Source organism: Paraburkholderia phenoliruptrix, assembly GCF_047325075.1.
GTDB classification, from domain to species: Bacteria; Pseudomonadota; Gammaproteobacteria; order Burkholderiales; family Burkholderiaceae; genus Paraburkholderia; species Paraburkholderia phenoliruptrix.
On record NZ_CP168530.1, the window covers coordinates 392,444 to 410,735 of the forward strand.

Below are 18,292 nucleotides of genomic sequence, written 5' to 3' on the forward strand. Positions count from 1 at the left end.
GGCCGGCTGCTGCTGCGTCACAGCGGGCTTGCATCAATTGCGTGGCCCACTATAGACCGTTACGGTTCTACAATATGGAACCATTTCATTATTCCGGATAGAACCACTTGGACACGATCATCTTGTCGGATTGGCTGGCCGCCAGACTCGATCGCGCGGCCGCGGAGCCGATCTACCGGCAGACTTTGCGGCTGATGCAACAGGCCATTCTCGCCGGCCAGCTGCCGCCCGGCACCAAGCTGCCCAGCTCGCGCACGCTGGCCGAAGACCTGGGCATCGCGCGCAACACGGTTCTACATGTATACGACCAGTTGACGGCCGAAGGCTATGTGCTCTCGACCACGGGCAGCGGCACGTATGTCGCCGATACCCAGCCGGACACCGCCGCCGTCAACGCGCGCAGAAAGCCGGCTGTCGCGGTGGCCGGCGCGCAAGGCAAGGCGACGCGGCGCGATCTGAACGACCTGTCCAACCGCGGACGGCGCCTGATCGGCCAGGCCGGCGTCTCCGCGAAACAGTGGGGCGCGTTCATGCCGGGCGTGCCCGACGTCGCCGAGTTTCCGGCCCGCACCTGGAGCCGTCTGCAAGCGCGTTTGTGGAAGGAAGCGAATCCGGATCTGCTGACCTATGCGCCCGGCGGCGGCTACCGGCCGCTGCGCCGCGCGTTGTCGGACTATCTGCGCGTCGCGCGTTCGGTGAACTGCACGCCGGATCAGATCATCATCACTACGGGTATTCACCAATCCATCGACCTGGCGGTGCGCCTTCTGACCGACGTCGGCGACCGCGCGTGGGTGGAGGAGCCGTGCTATTGGGGCGCGCGCAGCGTGCTGCAATCGTCGGGCATCACGCTGGTGCCCGTACCCGTCGACGACGAAGGCCTCAATCCGCGCGAGGAGGATTTGCAAAAGCCGCCGCGTCTCGCGCTTGTCACGCCGTCGCATCAATACCCGCTCGGCATGGTGATGAGCCTCGCGCGCCGCCGCACGCTGCTCGAATACGCGCGCCAGCACAACGTGTGGATCATCGAGGACGACTACGACAGCGAATTCCGCTACGGCAGCCGGCCGCTCGCGTCGCTGCAAGGTCTGGACGACGCCGGCCAGGTGATTTACGTGGGCAGTCTCGGCAAGATGCTTTTTCCGGGCTTGCGCATGGGTTACATGATCGCGCCCGAGCACCTCGTCGACACGTTTCGCACGGGCGTCGCCGAGCTGTACCGCGAAGGTCAGCTGATGCAGCAGGCGGTGATGACCGACTTCATCCTGGACGGCCACCTCACGTCGCATGTGCGGCGCATGCGCGCGTTGTACGGCGAGCGCAGGCAGATTCTGATCGACGCGATCACCGCGCGTTTCGGCAACGAACTGCCGGTGATGGGCGACGAAGCGGGCTTGCATCTGGTGCTCGGTCTGCCGGACCACGCGGACGACCGCGCAGTGACGGCGGCCGCCTTCGACGCCGGCGTGATCGTGCGGCCGCTCGCGAGCTATTACAGCAACGATCCGCCCGCGCGGCGCGGCCTGCTGCTCGGCTATGCGTGCGTGCCGAACGACAGGATCGGACCGGCGTTCGACACGCTCGCCCGCGTCATCGAGCACACCGCGCTCAGGACGCCGACGCGCGCCGCCTGAAGCGCGGCCCTGGCGCGTGCGCCAGGGCCTTGGCGCACGGCTGCGGCCAGCAACCGCCGCGCCGTGCCATGGCTCACTTCAGCCCGAAATCGACGCGGGTGGTCGCGCCTTTATCCTTGATGCCGTCCGCGTCGAGCTTCGGCGCGACGATAAAGACCCGGCTGCTGTCGATCTTGCCTTCCAGGTATTGCTGCACGCTCTGCGCCCGCTGCTGCGCAAGTTGCCGCAAGCTGGCTTCGTCGATAGGCGCGTTCGCGGCGAGCGCGCTCTTCATTTCGTCGTCGGGCAAGCTTTTGGTCAGGCCCACAAAATTGCGCGGCTTCTTGAAGTCGGCGGCCTTGTAGGCCTTGGTCAGATACTTGTCGTATTCCTTCGGGTCCACGGTGATGCTCGAGAGATCCACGCTCTGGCCGTTTCCGACCACGTCCCTGATCTTCTGCTGCTTGACGAGGCGGTCCACGTAAAGCGAGCGCAGCGCGGGGTCGTCAAGCTTGGGATCGACGCGGCCGATCAGATCCATTCTGATGGACGGCTTCGCGCTCAGCGCCTTCACGATGGTGTCGAGCTTGTTGCTGTCGGCGTCCGTCAGTTGCGCCGAACCCGGTTCGAATTCGACGTAACCCAACTCCTCGCCGCTGCCACCGAACGCGTTAGCGATCAGCGAGAACGGCGCGGTCACCGCTTTTTGCAGCAGATTGAGCACTGCGTGCCAGATGAGGCCGCCAATGCTGAACTCCGGATTCGACAACGAGCCGGACACCGGCAGATTGACGTCGATTTCGCCGCGCGAATTTTTCAGGAGCGAAATGGCGAGCCGCACGGGCAGCTTGGTCGCCGTGTCGTTTTCGACGTGATCGCCGAACGTCAGTTGATCGATGAACAAATGGTTATCCGCGTTCAGCTGATCGTTTTCGAGCTTGTAGTGAAGATCGACGTTCAGCTTGCCCTTGGTGATCGGATAGCCTGCATATTTCGCGGAATACGGCGTGAGGTTCGTCAGTTCGATGTCATGCGCGCTCGCGGTCAGGTCGAGCGCCGGCTTGGCGATCAGCGGATTGACGGTGCCGCGAATCGACAACGGGCCATTGGCCGCCAGCTTCGCCGCAATGTCGACGGGCGCGGACGTGGTGGACTGCGTCCCGAACGCCCCCACGGTGCCCTGAATGCCGACCAGGTTCGCGGTGAAGTTCGGCTTGATGAAGTTGTCGGTGTAAGTCACGCGGCCTTGCTGCAGCACCAGTTGGCCGAAATGCAGCTTGACCGGGCTTTGCGGCGGCGTGGCCGCGGTCACGGTGGCCGGCGCGGCAGTGGCAGTGGCGGCGGCCGCAGCGGACGACGCCGGCGCCGGCGCGGAAGCCGAGGCCACCACAGGTGCCGAGCCCGCAACGACGGCCGAGGCCGTGGACGGCGTCAGCGGCACGGGCTCCGCGCCCGCTTTGGCGTTCTTGTCGCGCGTGAGCGACTGCGCCGCCCCGCTTTCATGGGCGACCACGTCATTCAGATTGAGCTTGCCTTGCGCATTCAGCAGCACGCGTCCATAGAACTTCGTGAAGGTGACGCGCTCGGCGTCCACGGCGGTGCCGCGCTCGTCGTAATCCGCTTTGAGTCCGGACAGCGCGAGCGAGCGCCACCCGGCGAACGGGTCGGAGGTGGCCTTGTCGAGCATGCGCACGTCCACGAGCGCAACGTCGCCGCGATAGCTCGCCTTCAGCGACTTCGCCTCGCTCACTGCAAGGTCGCCGCTGCCGTTCAGCAGTGCGCTCGCGATCGTCGCATTCAGCTTGCTGCCGAAGTACGGCTCGAACGCGGCCGCGTCGAGCCGGTTCGCGTTCACCTTGACGGCCACCTTGAGCGGCGTGGCCGTGACGTCGCCCTTCAGATCAAGGGTGCCCTTCCTGTTCAGTGTGGCTTGCAATTCGACGGGCAGCGGGCGGCTCAGATCGTCGCTGATCTGCTGCACTTTCAGTTGCAGCGGTGCAATGCCGAGCTTGACCGGCTGCGCCGTCGTGTTGTCCGTGAAATTCGCCGTGCCGTCTTTCACGTTCAACTCGCCGATCTTGTAGTGCCATGCCGGGCCTTCGGCTTGTGCCTTCTTCGCGGCATGCATCGCGGTGCGCTGCGGCTCGGCATCGTGCGGACCGGCAAGCGAGGTCAGATTGATGCTGCCGTCTTTGAGCCGCTCCACGTCGACAGCGAGGCCTGTCGTGTCGACGCTCGCCACATCGGCGGTACGCGCGTTCAGGTCCGCCTGATTGACCTTCACGCTGCCTTGCGCGAGCGAGATGACCGGCTGCTTTGCGCCGCGCGGCGCCAGCTTCAGCGAGTGCAGATCGAGCTGCGAATCCGCGATCATCACCGCGGCCGGCGACTTCGACCAGTTCGCGCCGATATTCGCCGTCGCGGAAAGCGCGCCGTCGGTGATTTGCGCGGCAGTGGCGGCGTCCAGATACGGCTGCAGCAGCGGCAGATTGAGCGACTTGAGATCGAGCTTCGCGCTTGCGGTTTTCGCGGCGAGACTCAGCGCACCGGCGGCGCCGAGCGAGCCGCCGTTGTGCTTGAAGTCGGTGTTGAACGTGTAATGCGCGGGAGCCGTGGCAAGCGTCGACAAATCGGTGAGCGTGACGGCGAGCTTTTCCATGCCGGCGTCGACGGGACGCGACGCTGCTTCGTCGCGCACATTCACGGTGCCGTCGTTGAGCACGAAGCGCTTGATCGACAGGTCGAGCGGCGGTGCGGATTGTTGTGCGCTTTCATGCGCAGCCTGCGAAGCCGATGCCGCAGACGCGGCAGCAGGGGCCGAAGCAGACGTAGACGTAGACGTAGACGAGCTTGCCGCATTCGCCGCTGCCGGCTTGCCGGCAGCCGGCGCCGGCGCGAACATCCGCTCGACGCTCAGCACGCCGCTTCTGTCGCGCGCGAGGTTCGCGCTGGGCGCGTCGATACGAATGTCGTCGAAATGGTAGAGACTCTTCAGCGGCTCGAGCGTGTGCGCCGCGACGTGCACCGCGCGCGCCGCGAAGAACGGCGCCCTTTTGTCGTCCTGCACATCCACGTCGTTCAGATCCACCGTGCCCGCAACGCGCAGCGTGGGCGCGTCGTTCGACATCACAAAGTTGAGCTTCAGATCCGTGGAGAGCTTGCCCCCCTGCACGATCACGGGCAGCCGGGTCGGCACGTATGAGATGAGACGCGGCACGTCGAGCCCTTCGAAGCGCAACGACACTTCCGACTCGCGCGAAGCGGCAAACGGCTTGGTCTTGCCGTCGATGGCGAGCGGACTGCCGTCGATCCGCGCACGCAGCAACGGCTCGACGAAAATATCGGTTTTCGACGGCAAGGTCGCGATAAACGGAATGCCGAGCTTCCATTGATCGATCACATGCGTCGCGCCGAGCAGCTTGTCGTCGAAAGTAATCTGGCCGTTTTCCAGACGAATGTTCGACACCGAAAAAAGCGTCGGCTTGCTGTCCGGCGTGCTGGGTTGCTTCGAAAACTTCTCGATCAGGTCGGTGAAATTAAAGCGCTGCGCGTCGTAGCGAACAATATGAAAGCGCGGCGAATCAAGCTGGATTTCGTCGATAATCGGCGCCGCGCGAAACAGCGAACTCCACGACGGCTGCACGATGAGCCGTTCAATATCCACGAAACTGCCCGCGCCGCCGCGCTCGCCGATATGCACCCGATCCGCTTCGAGTTTCAGCGTGTAGGGATTAAGCGCGATGCGCGCAATGGTGGCGGGCCGATCGAGTTGTTGGCTGAGCTGTTGTTCGGCAATGTGGCGAATCAGGGGCGGCGCCGCAAAAAAGCCCAGCAGACCGAACAATACGATGAAGATCAGCAGACCCGTGACAACGCGACGTGTGCGGCGCGACTGCGCGACCTGGCGCATGGTCTGCATGGAAGACGCGAGTGATGCTTTATTGATGCTTGCCATGCTCGGTGTTGGGTAATGCGGCGGCAAGCCCGCCGCGACACGAAAATCCCGCAAGCGGCAGTATAAGTCGTGAATCTTTCGTGGGATACAAATGTAAGCCGTGCTTACACAATTGCCCACGCTGTCGAGACACGCGTCCGTCGCTTACTGCAACGTCGTGACGGACGCGTGATGTGGGGCGTCGAATCGTGCGGAGTGTTCCGAGGCCATCGCAATGCCGGGCGGATGACTCGCGCAGCGCCAGCGTTTACTGACGCACGACGGCCGGCGGTTGCCAGCTGCCGTCGGTGGCTTGCGGCTTCGGCGCATACAAACGCAGCACCAGTTGCAGGTCGGCGCGCGGCGCGGGCAGCCAGTTGCCGCTTCGGCTGCGCGTCGACGACACGGTGACATCGAGGGATCCGTCGCGATTGCGGCGCGCGCCGTTACGATCGCCCACCGCCATGCGCGCCGGCGCACTTTCACCGAGCGCGCCGTCTTTCGTGTAAGCGGTGATCGACCAGAAGCCGCGCACCGGCGGCAACTGATTCGGCGCGAAGTGAATCACGTACCGGTTCGCGCCGTTGAGCGCGTGGCCGTCGCTGTCCTGAGTGACGACCGCGCGAACTTCGTCGTCTTTGGTGCCGATGCCCGGTTGGGCATACGCGGCGTAAGCGCGCAGCGCGTAGTCGGGACCGTAGTTGCCGACGCCGTCGCCGAACCAGCTCCAGCCATTGCCGGTCAGCAGATTCGACGGCGGCGTGACGACGCGCTCGTGACCATCGGCGAGACCCGCCGCGATCGCGTCCGATGCGCTCGGCAGCTTCACCGGTTCGCCGGGCGTCACGCCGAGATCCGACAGGATCTTCAGCGCGTGTGGATCGGCGGGTTCCGGCGGATTGTCGGTCAGCGCCTGCGCGAGCCGATTGAAGAAACCGTTCGCGTCGAGCGCGACGACCTGCGCGGCAGGCGTGCCCGAGGCGCCAACCGCGCCGCCCGCCAGATCGGCGCTACTGCGCGGCGGCACAACCGACGCCGAGCGCGTGTCGCCGGTATAGACGGAAAGCGGTGCGACGCGAATCGCGCGCTGCAACTTGCGAACCGCCGTGAGATCGCGCGTGCCGTTTGACTGGATGCGCACGCTCACCCATGCGTTGCGGGTCGGCACGTCGACGCGCTTGACGTTCTTCGGCAGGTTGCCCTGCCAGCCCGGTCCGACGAACGCGATGGCCTGCGCCTTGATGCCGTTGGCGCGCGTCGCGAACTGGTCCGCCGTCGACCAGACCACGTTGGTCCACATATCGAGCACGCGCGCGTCGACATAGCGGCCGCGCGAGTCGGGCAACGCGACAATCACCGGTTCGCTGCCGACGTCGAGCCAGCCAGTGGAGTCTAGCGTGTCGAGGCTCGGCTGCATCGGATTGGACGCGCCGATGGGCGGCAGCGCCTGCGCATGGCGCAGCGTGTTGAGCGGCGCCTGGCCGGGCTCGGTGCCGACCGCCGCGTCGCGCGCGACGCCCATCAGCACAAGCGGATAGCCGAAAACATAGGAATCGGCGACTTCGTCCTTGATCCAGCCGGTGGATTTTTGCGAGGTGGACGGCGTCGACGCGCAACCGGCCAACAATGCGAGGCCTGCGAGCGATGCGCAGGTCCAGTAATTCGTAAACGTTGCTCGACGATTTTTTATCATTCGTTCAGGGGGCGGAACGTGCGGTCCAAAGAAAGGCGCCGGCGAGAGCGCACCAGTGCTCGCGCGGTCTCCCAAACCCTGCGCAGCCAGTCCGCGTCGCTTCGACGACAACATCGCGTTGTATCGTATCCGCGCCCGCCAGGCAAGCGCAAAGGCGCGAATAGCGTGTTGCCGCAAAGCCCGGCGCGTCGCGAGCAGGTTCTTGACCTTCCCATCATGGGAAGGTCGATACTGGGCTTCATCATGCGGCCCCATGCCGCCACGAACCTCGAACATCATGACTGAACTTGCCACTGCTCCTGCCGCGCGGTCCGACGGCGGCCCTCCGAGCCACACCGCCGAGCTTGAAATCGGCGGAATGACCTGCGCCTCGTGCGCAATGCGCGTCGAAAAGGCGCTGGCGAAGGTGCCGGGCGTGTCGGCGGCGTCCGTCAATCTCGCGACGGAAACCGCGAGCGTCAATCTGACCGACGCGGCAACCAGCGTCGACGCGCTGATCGCCGCCGTCAAGAAAGCCGGCTACGAAGCCGCGCCCGTCGCACCGCCTGACGCCGCGCCGGAACTGAGCGATGCCGGCGCGGCCGGCGCGTCGGCGGCCACCGCTCCCACAAGCGCCGATCGCAAGCGCACCGAAACCCGCCGCGACCTCGCGGCCGTGCTGGTCTGCGCGCTGCTGACGCTGCCGCTCATCGTGCCAATGGCGGCCGAATGGTTCGGCATGCACGCAATGCTGCCGGCGTGGCTGCAATTCGCGCTCGCCTCCGTCGTGCAGTTCGTGTTCGGCGCGCGCTTCTATCGGGCGGCTTATCGCGCCGTGCGGGCCGGCGCGGGCAACATGGACCTGCTGGTGGCGCTCGGCACCTCGGCGGCCTATGGCATCAGCGTGTATCAACTGGCGATCCATCCGGACGACGCGATACACCTGTACTTCGAAGCGTCGGCGGTCGTCATCACGCTCGTGCGCTTCGGCAAATGGCTCGAGGCGCGCGCGAAGCGTCAAACGACCGATGCGATCCGCGCCCTCCAGGCGCTGCGCCCCGACCGCGCGCGCATCCGCGTGGGTGCCGGCGAGCGGGAAGTGCCGCTCGCCGAGGTCAAGGTCGGCACGGTCGTGATCGTGCGGCCCGGCGAACGCGTTCCCGTGGACGGCGCGGTGCTGGAAGGCCGCAGTCACATCGACGAATCGCTGATTACCGGCGAAAGCCTGCCCGTGGCCAGGCAGACGGGCGACGCCGTGACCGCCGGCTCCATCAACGGCGAGGGCGCGATTGCCGTGACCACCACCGCCATCGGCGCGGAAACGACACTTGCGCGGATCATTCGCCTCGTGGAAAGCGCGCAGGCCGAGAAAGCGCCGATCCAGCGGCTCGTCGACCGCGTCAGCGAGATTTTCGTGCCGGCCATTCTGGCGATCGCCGCGCTCACGCTGATCGGCTGGCTGCTGGCGGGCGCCGGCGGCGAAACCGCGATCCTCAACGCGGTCGCCGTGCTGGTGATTGCCTGCCCGTGCGCGCTCGGTCTGGCGACGCCGGCGGCGATCATGGCCGGGACCGGCGTGGCGGCGCGGCACGGCGTGCTGATCAAGGACGCCGAGGCGCTCGAAACCGCGCATAGCGTGAATACGGTGGCGTTCGACAAAACCGGCACGCTGACAATCGGTCAGCCTTCCGTCACGGCGTTCGAGCCGGTCGGCGAAATGAGCCGCGACGAAGCGCTCGCGTTCGCGGCCGCCGTGCAGCGGCAGAGCGACCATCCGCTCGCGCGGGCTGTCGTGAAGGCCTATGAAGCGGGCGCAGCCGCGGGTGCGGCCGCTGTCCACGGCTCGACCGCGCCCCAGGCTCTGACGGCAAGCGCCGCGCGTGCCGTGGCCGGCCGCGGCGTCGAAGCGGAGGTCGGCGGGCGCACGCTGGCGCTCGGCAGCACGCGCTGGCTGGAGGAACTCGGCATCGACCTGTCGCCGGACATCGCGGCGCGCGCGCGCGAACTCGAGGCGGCGGGCAACACCGTCTCCTGGCTCATGCAGCGTGACTCGTCGACGCCCGTCGCTCTGGCATTGATGGCGTTCGGCGACACGGTCAAACCGACCGCGCGCGCGGCGGTCGCGCACCTCGCGGCGATGGGTGTGACAAGCGTGCTCGTCACCGGCGACAACCGGGGCAGCGCGGCGAGCGTCGCGCGCGCGCTCGGCATCGACGAATTTCATGCGCAGGTGCTGCCGGACGACAAGGCTCGCGTGATCCGCGATCTGAAAATCCGCAGCGCGGGCATTGTCGCGATGGCCGGCGACGGCATCAACGACGCGCCCGCGCTCGCCGCCGCCGACATCGGCATTGCCATGGCGACCGGCACCGACGTCGCGATGCACGCAGCCGGCATCACGCTGATGCGCGGCGATCCGGCGCTCGTGGCCGACGCCATCGACATCTCGCGCAGGACCTGGCGCAAGATCCAGCAGAACCTGTTCTGGGCTTTCGTCTACAACCTGATCGGCATTCCGCTTGCCGCATTCGGCTTGCTCAATCCGATGCTGGCCGGCGCCGCCATGGCGTTCTCCAGCGTCAGCGTGGTCACCAACGCGCTGTTGCTGCGTACCTGGAAGGCGAAGCCGTAAGCGCCGGGCGCACTGCGCAGGTGCAAAGGCGCGCTCCGCGGACGCGTCGTGATTACGAAACGCTTCCAATTTTCTAAAGGAAGCGTGGCTGCGGCCGTAAACAAGACACGATGCCGGCGGGTGCCTGTGCGCCCGTCCGGCATCGCTCGTCCCTCTTACTCCGCACACGCCCATGGAATTTCTCTCTTTGCGCCGTGCCAGCGTCGGCGCGCGGCTCGCCGTACTTTCATGCGTGCTGGTGGCGTTGATTTTCGCCTCCTTCACGTGGGCGCTGACACGCAGCGCCGGCAAGCAGGTCAGCGACCAGGTATTCGAGCGCATCGCCGAAAAAGACCGCTCCATCGCCGCCATGATCACGTTGTTCGACAAGGCGCTGTCCGCCGAAGTCGACCGCTCGACGTCGCTGTTCGCGAGCTTTCTGCCGACCACCTACACGCTCGACGAAACGCAGAAAATCGACGTGAACGGGGTCGCCACGCCCGTGTTCAAAGCCGGCGACAAGGTACTGAACATGGATTTCAATATTCCCGACCAGTTTCTCGAACGCAGCGGCGCCGTGGCGACGATTTTCGCGCGCACCGGCGACGACTTCGTGCGCGTCACGACTTCGCTGAAAAAACAGGACGGCTCGCGCGCAATCGGCACGCTGCTCGACCGCAACGGGCCGGCCTATGCGCTCCTCATCGCCAACAAGACTTACACGGGACTGGCGGCGCTTTTCGGCAAACGCTGGATCACGCAATACCGTCCGGTGACGGATGCGAGCGGCCGGGTGATCGGCGCGCTCTTCGTGGGCGTGAACGTCGACCCGGAAATCCAGCAGGTCGAAGACGGCATCCGTAAGCTGAAGATCGGCGAGAGCGGCTATTACTTTGTGATGAACGCGTCGAAAGGCGCGGATCGCGGCAAGCTGATCGTGCATCCGGCCGCCGCCGGCCAGGCCGCGGACAACGCGAACGCGCCGTATCAGCGCATGCTCGACATGAAGGAAGGCCGGCTCGAGTACCGTTCCGCCGACGCCACGCTCGGCGAACAAGGCGCGCGCGACAAGTTCGTGTCGTTTATCACGGTGCCGGAATGGCAATGGCTCGTGGCAGGCGTCGCGCCGCGCGACGAAGTGATGGCCGAGGTCAACGCGACCCGCAATCACTTCCTGATCGCGGGCTTCGTGCTGGTCGGCGTGTTCGCGGCCGTGTTCCTGTTTGCGGTGCGGCGCCTCGTCAGCCGGCCGCTCGACGAGGCGGTCAAGGCCTCCGAGCGCTTCGCCTCGGGCGACCTTAGCGTGCGCGTCGCCCAAAGCGCGAGCCGGCGCGACGACGAGATCGGCCGCCTGATGCGCTCGATCGACGGCATCGGCGAAGGTCTGGCGCGCATTGTGTCGCAGGTGCGCAGCGCGTCGACGGATATGTCGGAGGGCACGGAAAAGATCGCGACCGGCAGCGGCAACATCGCCTCGCGCATTGCGACGCAGGCAAGCAGCCTGGAAGAAACCGCGGCGAGCATGGAGCAGATCACGTCGACGGTGCAGCAGAACGCCGATCACGCGTCGCAGGCAAACACGCTCGTCACGCGCGCGGCCGACGCGGCGCTCGAAGGCGGCCGCGCGGTGGAACGCGTGGTGTCGACGATGGGCGACATCAGCCGCTCGTCGCAGAAGATCGCGGAGATCACGAGCGTGATCGAGGGCATTGCGTTCCAGACCAACATTCTTGCGCTCAACGCGGCGGTCGAGGCGGCCCGCGCCGGCGAACACGGCAAGGGCTTCGCGGTGGTCGCCTCGGAAGTGCGCGCGCTCGCGCAGCGCAGCGCGGCTTCCGTCAAGGAGATTGAAGGGCTCATCGCCGAATCCACGGCGACGGTGCAAAGCGGCTTCCAGATCGCCGAGCAGGCCAGCACGACCATGCAGGGCATCGTCCAGCAGGTCGGCCAGGTGCGCGCGATCATGGGCGAGATCAGCGTCGCGTCGCGCGAGCAGTCGGGCGGCATCGAGCAGGTCAATCTCGCCGTCACGCAAATCGGCGAAGCGACGCAGCAAAACGCGACGATCGTCGGCGAAGCGGAACAGGCGGCCGCCGAACTGCGCGACCACGCCGCGCGTCTTGCGCAAGTGGTCAGCGTGTTCAAGCTGGAGAGCGGGCGGGGTTAAGGGGCGCGTGGTTCTGCTGTGGCTCTGCCGTGCACTTTTGCTGGCGCGACCGGCGCATGATTTAGCCGCCTCGCCGCGTCCTGTCTCTGCAGCGGCGCCGACCCTTAGGCTGTCGGGCGGAACATCTGGAACATATCGCCGATTTCCGCGTAATCCGCGCGATAACCGGCGCGCATGATCGGCTGCGCGGCGTGAGTGTCGAACAGGCCGTCTTTCAGGTAAGCCTCGTTGATATGCACGCCGACGACCTGTCCGAGCGACAGATAGTTGTCCATTGGCTTGCCGTTCAGATCATGCAGCCGCACCACCTGCAGCAGTTTGCATTCGAGCGCGGCCGGCGCTTCGGCGACGTGCGGCACCTGCACGTTGCGCCCCGGCGCCGGGGTGAGTCCCGCGAGCGCGAATTCATCGACATGCGGCGCAACCGGCGCTGACGAGCGGTTCATCTGCTCGGCAAGGGGCTTCGTCGCCAGATTCCAGACGAACTCGCCGGTGGCTTCGATGTTGGAGACGCTGTCTTTGCGCCCCTCGCTGCAAAAGCCGATGATGGGCGGAAAGCTCGCGAACGCGCCGAAGAAGCTGTAAGGCGCGAGGTTCAATGTGCCTTCCGTGTCGCGCGAGGAGATCCAACCGATCAGACGCGGAGCGACGATCGCTTTGAACGGATCGTGCGGCAGGCCGTGGCCGGCGAGCGGGTCGTAGAAGTAATGGGGCATTGCGATGAGGCGTGGAGTGGGTGACGGGTAGTTATACCGCAGAGTCTTGCGGGGCGTTGGGGGCTATCTCCGCCCAATCACCCGCTTGCGCCCCTCCCTCACCTGCGCGAGATGCGCCTCGTCCCACTCATAGAATCCCGCGCCGCTTCGCAGACCGACACGCCCCGCGTCGACCTGCTCGCGCAGCAGATCGAGCGCGTCTTCGTCTTTTGCGAGCTCCGGCATGAGGTGCGTCGAAATATCGAGGAAGGTGTCGAGCCCGCCCATGTCCGCCGCTTCGAGCGGACCGACGATTCCCCAGCGGCGCCCGAGCGACGCCTTCATGACTCGGTCGACCACTTCCGGCGTCGCCGCGCCGGAGCGCACGATGTTCAACGCCTCGCGCAATACCGCAAATTGCAGACGGTTGCCGACAAATCCGGGAATCGCCTTCGCCAGAACCACGGGCTCCATGCCGATCGCGCTCGTCAAATCCGCGGTCTTTGCCGTGACGTCGGGCGCGGTCGCGCTGCCTGGCACCACTTCCACAAGCGGAATCATGTGAGGCGGATTCCAGAAATGCGCGATGACGAAGCGCTCCTTCGCACGCAGCGGCGCCACCAGCTGATCCGGCGGAAAGCCGCTTGTGTTGCTGGCGAGAATGGCGTGGTCCGCGAGCAGCGCCGTCAGCTCTTCGTACAGGCGATGTTTCAGCTCCAGCACCTCGGGAATCGCTTCGATGACGAAATCCGCCGAGCGCATCACGTCCAGTTCAGTGTGCGTCTCGATGCGCGCGAGCGCCGCCTGCTTCGCCTCGGGGTGGATCCGGCCGGCGTCGATCAATTCGTCCAGCACCGCTTCCGCTTTCGGCGCGACGCTCGCGAGGCGCGCCGGGTCGACGTCATGGACTACCGTCCGGTATCCATGCAGCGCGCTTTGCGTCGCAATGCCGACGCCCATCAGCCCGGTGCCCACCACGCCTATCACTGCCTTCGCTGCCTTGCTCACGCCGTTTCCCTCGCTGACATCATGAAAGCGTCAAAGCATAGCGCAGCGTGCGCAAGCGCTATGCCGAACGCAACAAAGCCGGCCTTCCTGGCGGAAAAGCCGGCTCTGCTGGATTCGCGCCGCGTAAAGCGGCGCGGGAGTCAATGCGCCGATCAGTAGCGCGGCGGCGGACGATGCTCGTCGCGGCCATGGTGACGCGGGTCGTAGTCATGCGGATGATGGCGCATCCATTCGTCATGATCCCAGTAGCGGTGGCCGTCGTAATAACGATCGCCATGCCAGCCGATGTTGATCGACACGCCCACCGGCACTCTATGCGGCTCGCCGTACACCACCGGCCCCGGGCCGTGGTCGACGACGATGCGCTCCTGTGCGGACGCGCCGCCCGCCGCCAGCATGGCGCCGCCGGCCAGCAGCGCCGCAATGATAGTTCGCGATGTCTTGTTGAACGTTTTCATGGTGCTCTCCCGTCAATGTTCGAATCGAGCCGGCGCCGCGTTGCTGAGCCGGAAACCGTCAGCTCGCGCACGGCGCCGTGCGCTTGAAACCCACTTTAGCGACGCGGGCAGCATGAAGACGTGAGTACTTGTAAGCGCAGATTTCACTCAAAGGGACAGATGACACGGCCCCCTCCGTGCGTGAAACGCCCGTGCGTCAAGGGTTGCGGGATGAAACGCGGATGTGGCCCGAGGAGACGATGTCAGCCGTTGTTACATCCATTTCGGCGGCGAAATATTGCCGACAAGCGCCAGACGAACAAAAGCCACTGCGCGCTTTGACGTGCAGTGGCTCGAATGACATGCGCGCACCGAAGCTCGCGCCCGCCGCGACGGTCGCGAGCGGGTGGAACGGCGTGTTATTAGTCCGTCAGCTTGATGCCGAAAAGCGTAGCTTGCGCCTTGCGCTGACGCTCGGCTTCGCGCGCACGCGCTGCGTACGAGTAGTCCGTGTCCAGCGGCAAGTGGGGCGACGCAAAGAGGTCGCTGACCTTTTGGAACAATGCAAAGATGAAGCTCATGGCGACTCCCGGTTGGTTGCTGCAATTGCTAGGGTTTTCCCTTAAGAAGCATTATAGGGTTTTCCCTAGGCAAAAGCTAGTGCAATGCAACATTAACTGCGTGACGTCTCGTCGCACAGCCATGGGCGGCGATATTGCGTTGCAACATGACAACGTCCCTGTTTTTGCGCCTTCGGGCACATCGCGAGACCTGGGCAATCGCGCAGGTGGATTGGAGCGTCGTCGATGGGATTGGCGGCCGGAACCGCGCCGCTTTGCCGGCGCCCTCTTGCGCGGATTAACGGAGCGGCGGCGGCAGCGCCTTGCGCCGAAGGGTCCGTGGCCGCCAGCGGCGCGCTGTTGACCGACGCGATCAGGCCGGCAGCGAGTGGCGCCCGCGTCGCGCCGGCGGGAGCAGGTTTTACCGACGCGTTTTTGCCAACGGACTATTGGCGCGCGTTGGCCGTCTTCGGCTTATGACTGTGCTGCGCCCGGACGGCGCGCTTGCCGTTCGCAGATGCCGGCGCCGCAGCCGCTTGCTGCGGGTTGGTTGGGGCCGGAGCGCTCTCCGGCGCGGCGGCCCTGGCCGCGGCGGTATTGGCCACCGCCATTTGGGTGTCGAGCAGACTGGCCATCGCGGCCTGCTGGTTTTGCATCATGTCTTGCATACGATGCTGCTGCGCTGTGGTCTCACGCGTGAGGCGCATGAGCAGCAGCGTTTGCGTGATGCCGATGGCGACCGTCATCAGCAGGGCGCCGACCACGATCGACAGCATCCATTTCATGCGGCGCGAATGGTCGCTGGCCGCGCGACGCTGGTCGGCGATGACGCCGTACAGCGCGTCGACGGTATCCGCGAAGGCCGTCGCACGCGCGCGGTCGAGTTCCGGCGCTGTGGGCGCCATGGTGGACGACAACGTCTCGGCCGCCGCGGCACTCGCGGACGGCTTCACAACTTGTCCTGCTGCGCTCGCCGTCGCGGATGGCGACGTTTGACCAGCTGAGGCGCTCGCGGATAGCCGTGCCGGCGGCACTGCCGCGTCAGCCGTCAAGGCCGGGATTTCGCCCGCCGATGCACTCACCCCTCGCCCCGCCCCGTCCACCGTCTCAGACGTCGGCATCTGAGCCGCCGCTGCGCCCGTGGGCGGTCGCGCGACTTCTTCCGATCCGCGCAGGTTTGCCGGTGCCCCCTTCCGGCCAGCGCGTGCATCCGCCGGTGCGGATGAAGCCGCCCCGCCCGGCAACGTGGGCTCAGCGCCGGGCGCGGCCAATGCGCTGCGCGCGTCCCCCGCCGATGCCTCCGGCGCATCCGCGCGGCTCGCCGTCGCCGATTCTTCTGCCTCGCTAAAAGCCAACGCTTGCGACCGCTTGCCATCGGCGCCGGACATACCAGTTGCCGCCGAATCCGCACTCGCGGTGCTCCGCTCCGCCGCCTGACGCAGTGCGGTCACGCTGCGCGCCACCGTCGCGGCCGCCATGGCGGGCGTGAGCGGCGAAGCCGGTGCTTTGTCGTCGGCAGCTGAATGGGCAATCAGCGACGCCTGTGACGCATCCGCTCCGGCGACCGCCGGCGGCTCCATCTCCAACAATCCGCCCAGTTGCGCGGGCGTGGCGCCTGGCTCCTCGGCCGTGGCGGCGCGCGGCGCGCGGCGCGCAGCTCTCCCGTCCGGGGATGCGCCTTCCGCGCTCGCATCCAGCGCGCCCACCGCCGCGAGCACGACATCGGGCAATTCGAAACCGTGCAGCGTGCCTTGGCGGATATCGATATTCATCGCTTCCAGCGTGGCGCGGGTGGGATCGTCAGGGAACAGGTCGAGTGTACTGTCGTCGCGTGAGACGTCGCTCAGTTGCGCGAGACGTTGTGCCGAGCGCGCCGCGCGCGCCAGCTTTTTTTCGGTTTCGGTAGAGACGGTGGCCTCGCGACGCTTTTTCGAAGCGGCGCGCCCAGGCCGGGACTGCTTGGATACTGCGGAATCTGCCATAGAGAAGAAAGCGGTGGTCGCCGGGAGCGGGCGCCGGCACCGCTCGTCAAATGCCATTGGAATTTTTCGAGACCGCATTGTCGCATGGCGTCCCCCGCCGCCGAAGCCATTCGGGCACGATTTTCGGTTTTAGCCGGACGCGTGGCCTGTTGAAATTATCTGAAGCGTTTTCCCCGCCGCTTTTGGGCGCCGGCCGGCATCCGTTTGCTTTATGCTAGGCCGCGTGCTGCTGGCACTCAGGCCGATTCCGCGTGGGATACGATGCCGAGCCGCACTGCCGCCAGAGCCCGGCCCGCTTGCTTTCACGGGCACTTTGAATCACCACGTTTGAAATCTGACTATGCCCAGCACCCACTCTGAGGCCGCAGCAACGTTCGCGCTCGCGGCTGCGCTGCGCCATCACTTCAACGGCGTCATCCTGCCCATGTGGCGCGGGCCGGGTTTCAACGCCGCGCTCAGCTTGCCGTATGAGGCGCTCGGCGCGGAAGACCATCGCCCGGCGCCCGTCGAGCGCTATCGGGCCATGGCGTGCGCGCGTCAACTATTCGTGTTCTCGCAAGCCGGCGATGCAGCCCACGCGCAGACGCTGTTTCATTCGCTCACGCACATTTTTCAGGACACGGAGCACGGCGGCTGGTTCTACAGCGTGGACCCGCAAGGCGCTCCGCTCGACACGACGAAAGACCTGTACACGCATGCGTTCGTCGTCTTCGCGTGTGCGGAATACGGGCGGCGCTCCGGCAATCGCGACGCGCTCGACATCGTGCATCGCACGTCGGCGCTGATCCAGTCGCGCTTTGCCGCCACCGACGATCTCTTTAACGCCGCGCTCAGCGCCGACTTCGCGACCGTGACTGCCGCGCCCATCCAGAACCCGTTGATGCATCTGACGGAAGCGTGGCTCGCCGCCCGCGAAGCCACGCGCGACAATGCATTCGACGCCGCGCTGCGGCGTCTCGCCGGCGCGGTCGCGCGTCACTTCGTGCATGCGCCGTCGGGTTGTATCGCCGAATTGCCGGTCGGCACGCCCGACAATCGCCTCGAGCCCGGCCATCAATTCGAATGGTTCTGGCTGGCGAAGCAGGCGGGCGGGCTGTTCGAAGGCTCGGGGCTGGTGGAAAACCTCTCGCGCGCGTTCGACTTTGCCCAACGCCACGGCGTGGATCCGCACACGGGCGGCGTTTGCGCGTCGCTCGACGAAGCGGGCCACATCAAGGACCCGGTTCAGCGCATCTGGGCGCAAACGGAATATCTGCGCGCGCTCGCAAGTCATGACGAACCCGCCGTGCGCGCGGTTTTGCCGCGGCAGATTGAACTGTTCCAGCAGCGCTTTCTGAGGCCGCAAGGCTGGTTCGAATGCAAGACTGCAAGCGGCGACGTGGCGCGCGCCGACATGCCGTCCACCACGCCTTACCACCTCGCCACCGCCTTCGACGCATTGCCGGCCTGACGCCTCAGCACGCCTGCGCTGAAGCCAGACTAAAAATGCTGCGCCATGGTAAACCCTAGTCTCCGTTTGTCTTTTTTGGATGCCCGCCGGGCTGAAAAAGTCCAAAGCCGGGGAATACCCCAATACAGGTTGATTGGCGTCTGTCATAAAGACGTGATACAAC

At 65.9% G+C, this 18,292-nt stretch carries 11 protein-coding genes; 4 read left to right on the forward strand and 7 right to left on the reverse strand.

From position 1 onward, the window contains the following. The first annotated feature begins 107 nt into the window (after positions 1–107). A complete protein-coding gene (locus ACEN8U_RS01745) occupies positions 108–1,634 on the forward strand; it encodes a PLP-dependent aminotransferase family protein (protein ID WP_310111319.1) in 1,527 nt (508 codons plus the stop codon). A gap of 73 nt (positions 1,635–1,707) precedes the next feature. On the opposite strand, the gene ACEN8U_RS01750 is transcribed toward ACEN8U_RS01745, so the two are convergent. Beyond that, entirely contained in the window at positions 1,708–5,568 is a 3,861-nt protein-coding gene (locus ACEN8U_RS01750; protein ID WP_310111316.1) for a DUF748 domain-containing protein, read from the reverse strand. A gap of 247 nt (positions 5,569–5,815) precedes the next feature. Then, positions 5,816–7,240 (reverse strand): DUF1254 domain-containing protein, encoded by a 1,425-nt coding sequence (locus tag ACEN8U_RS01755; protein ID WP_310111314.1) that lies wholly within the window; start codon positions 7,238–7,240, stop codon positions 5,816–5,818. A gap of 277 nt (positions 7,241–7,517) precedes the next feature. Between ACEN8U_RS01755 and ACEN8U_RS01760 the strand changes: the two genes are divergently transcribed. Both ACEN8U_RS01760 and ACEN8U_RS01765 read left to right on the forward strand, forming a co-directional pair. Then, entirely contained in the window at positions 7,518–9,851 is a 2,334-nt protein-coding gene (locus tag ACEN8U_RS01760; RefSeq protein ID WP_310111311.1) for a heavy metal translocating P-type ATPase, read from the forward strand. Between the two features lie 172 nt (positions 9,852–10,023). Beyond that, positions 10,024–11,997 (forward strand): Cache 3/Cache 2 fusion domain-containing protein, encoded by a 1,974-nt coding sequence (locus tag ACEN8U_RS01765; protein WP_310111308.1) that lies wholly within the window; start codon positions 10,024–10,026, stop codon positions 11,995–11,997. Positions 11,998–12,101: 104 nt separating this feature from the next. On the opposite strand, the gene ACEN8U_RS01770 is transcribed toward ACEN8U_RS01765, so the two are convergent. From ACEN8U_RS01770 to ACEN8U_RS01790, 5 genes are all read right to left on the reverse strand, one after another. Beyond that, positions 12,102–12,713 (reverse strand): flavin reductase family protein, encoded by a 612-nt coding sequence (locus ACEN8U_RS01770; RefSeq protein WP_035484564.1) that lies wholly within the window; start codon positions 12,711–12,713, stop codon positions 12,102–12,104. Positions 12,714–12,776: 63 nt separating this feature from the next. Then, positions 12,777–13,700, reverse strand: a complete 924-nt coding sequence (locus ACEN8U_RS01775; RefSeq protein ID WP_310111304.1) for a 3-hydroxyacyl-CoA dehydrogenase family protein — start codon at positions 13,698–13,700, stop codon at positions 12,777–12,779. 152 nt (positions 13,701–13,852) lie between these two features. After that, positions 13,853–14,158, reverse strand: coding sequence for a hypothetical protein (locus ACEN8U_RS01780; RefSeq protein WP_310111302.1), 306 nt, complete (start codon positions 14,156–14,158; stop codon positions 13,853–13,855). 401 nt (positions 14,159–14,559) lie between these two features. After that, complete coding sequence (locus tag ACEN8U_RS01785; protein WP_013342108.1) at positions 14,560–14,718, reverse strand: hypothetical protein; 159 nt, start codon at positions 14,716–14,718, stop codon at positions 14,560–14,562. A 425-nt stretch (positions 14,719–15,143) separates the two neighbouring features. Further along, complete coding sequence (locus ACEN8U_RS01790; protein ID WP_310111299.1) at positions 15,144–16,679, reverse strand: hypothetical protein; 1,536 nt, start codon at positions 16,677–16,679, stop codon at positions 15,144–15,146. 340 nt (positions 16,680–17,019) lie between these two features. On the opposite strand from ACEN8U_RS01790, the gene ACEN8U_RS01795 reads away from it, so the two are divergent. Next, on the forward strand, positions 17,020–18,129 hold the full coding sequence (locus ACEN8U_RS01795) for an AGE family epimerase/isomerase (RefSeq protein WP_310111297.1): 1,110 nt from the start codon (positions 17,020–17,022) through the stop codon (positions 18,127–18,129). The last annotated feature ends 163 nt before the right edge of the window (positions 18,130–18,292 follow it).

Excerpts from the sequence above, each read along its gene's own strand:
- ACEN8U_RS01750 (WP_310111316.1), bottom strand. The coding sequence starts at position 5,568 with ATGGCAAGCATCAATAAAGCATCACTCGCGTCTTCCATGCAGACCATG.
- ACEN8U_RS01755 (WP_310111314.1), bottom strand. The coding sequence starts at position 7,240 with ATGATAAAAAATCGTCGAGCAACGTTTACGAATTACTGGACCTGCGCA.
- ACEN8U_RS01760 (WP_310111311.1), top strand. The coding sequence starts at position 7,518 with ATGACTGAACTTGCCACTGCTCCTGCCGCGCGGTCCGACGGCGGCCCT.
- ACEN8U_RS01765 (WP_310111308.1), top strand. The coding sequence starts at position 10,024 with ATGGAATTTCTCTCTTTGCGCCGTGCCAGCGTCGGCGCGCGGCTCGCC.
- ACEN8U_RS01770 (WP_035484564.1), bottom strand. The coding sequence starts at position 12,713 with ATGCCCCATTACTTCTACGACCCGCTCGCCGGCCACGGCCTGCCGCAC.
- ACEN8U_RS01780 (WP_310111302.1), bottom strand. The coding sequence starts at position 14,158 with ATGAAAACGTTCAACAAGACATCGCGAACTATCATTGCGGCGCTGCTG.
- ACEN8U_RS01785 (WP_013342108.1), bottom strand. The coding sequence starts at position 14,718 with ATGAGCTTCATCTTTGCATTGTTCCAAAAGGTCAGCGACCTCTTTGCG.
- ACEN8U_RS01790 (WP_310111299.1), bottom strand. The coding sequence starts at position 16,679 with ATGGCAGATTCCGCAGTATCCAAGCAGTCCCGGCCTGGGCGCGCCGCT.
- ACEN8U_RS01795 (WP_310111297.1), top strand. The coding sequence starts at position 17,020 with ATGCCCAGCACCCACTCTGAGGCCGCAGCAACGTTCGCGCTCGCGGCT.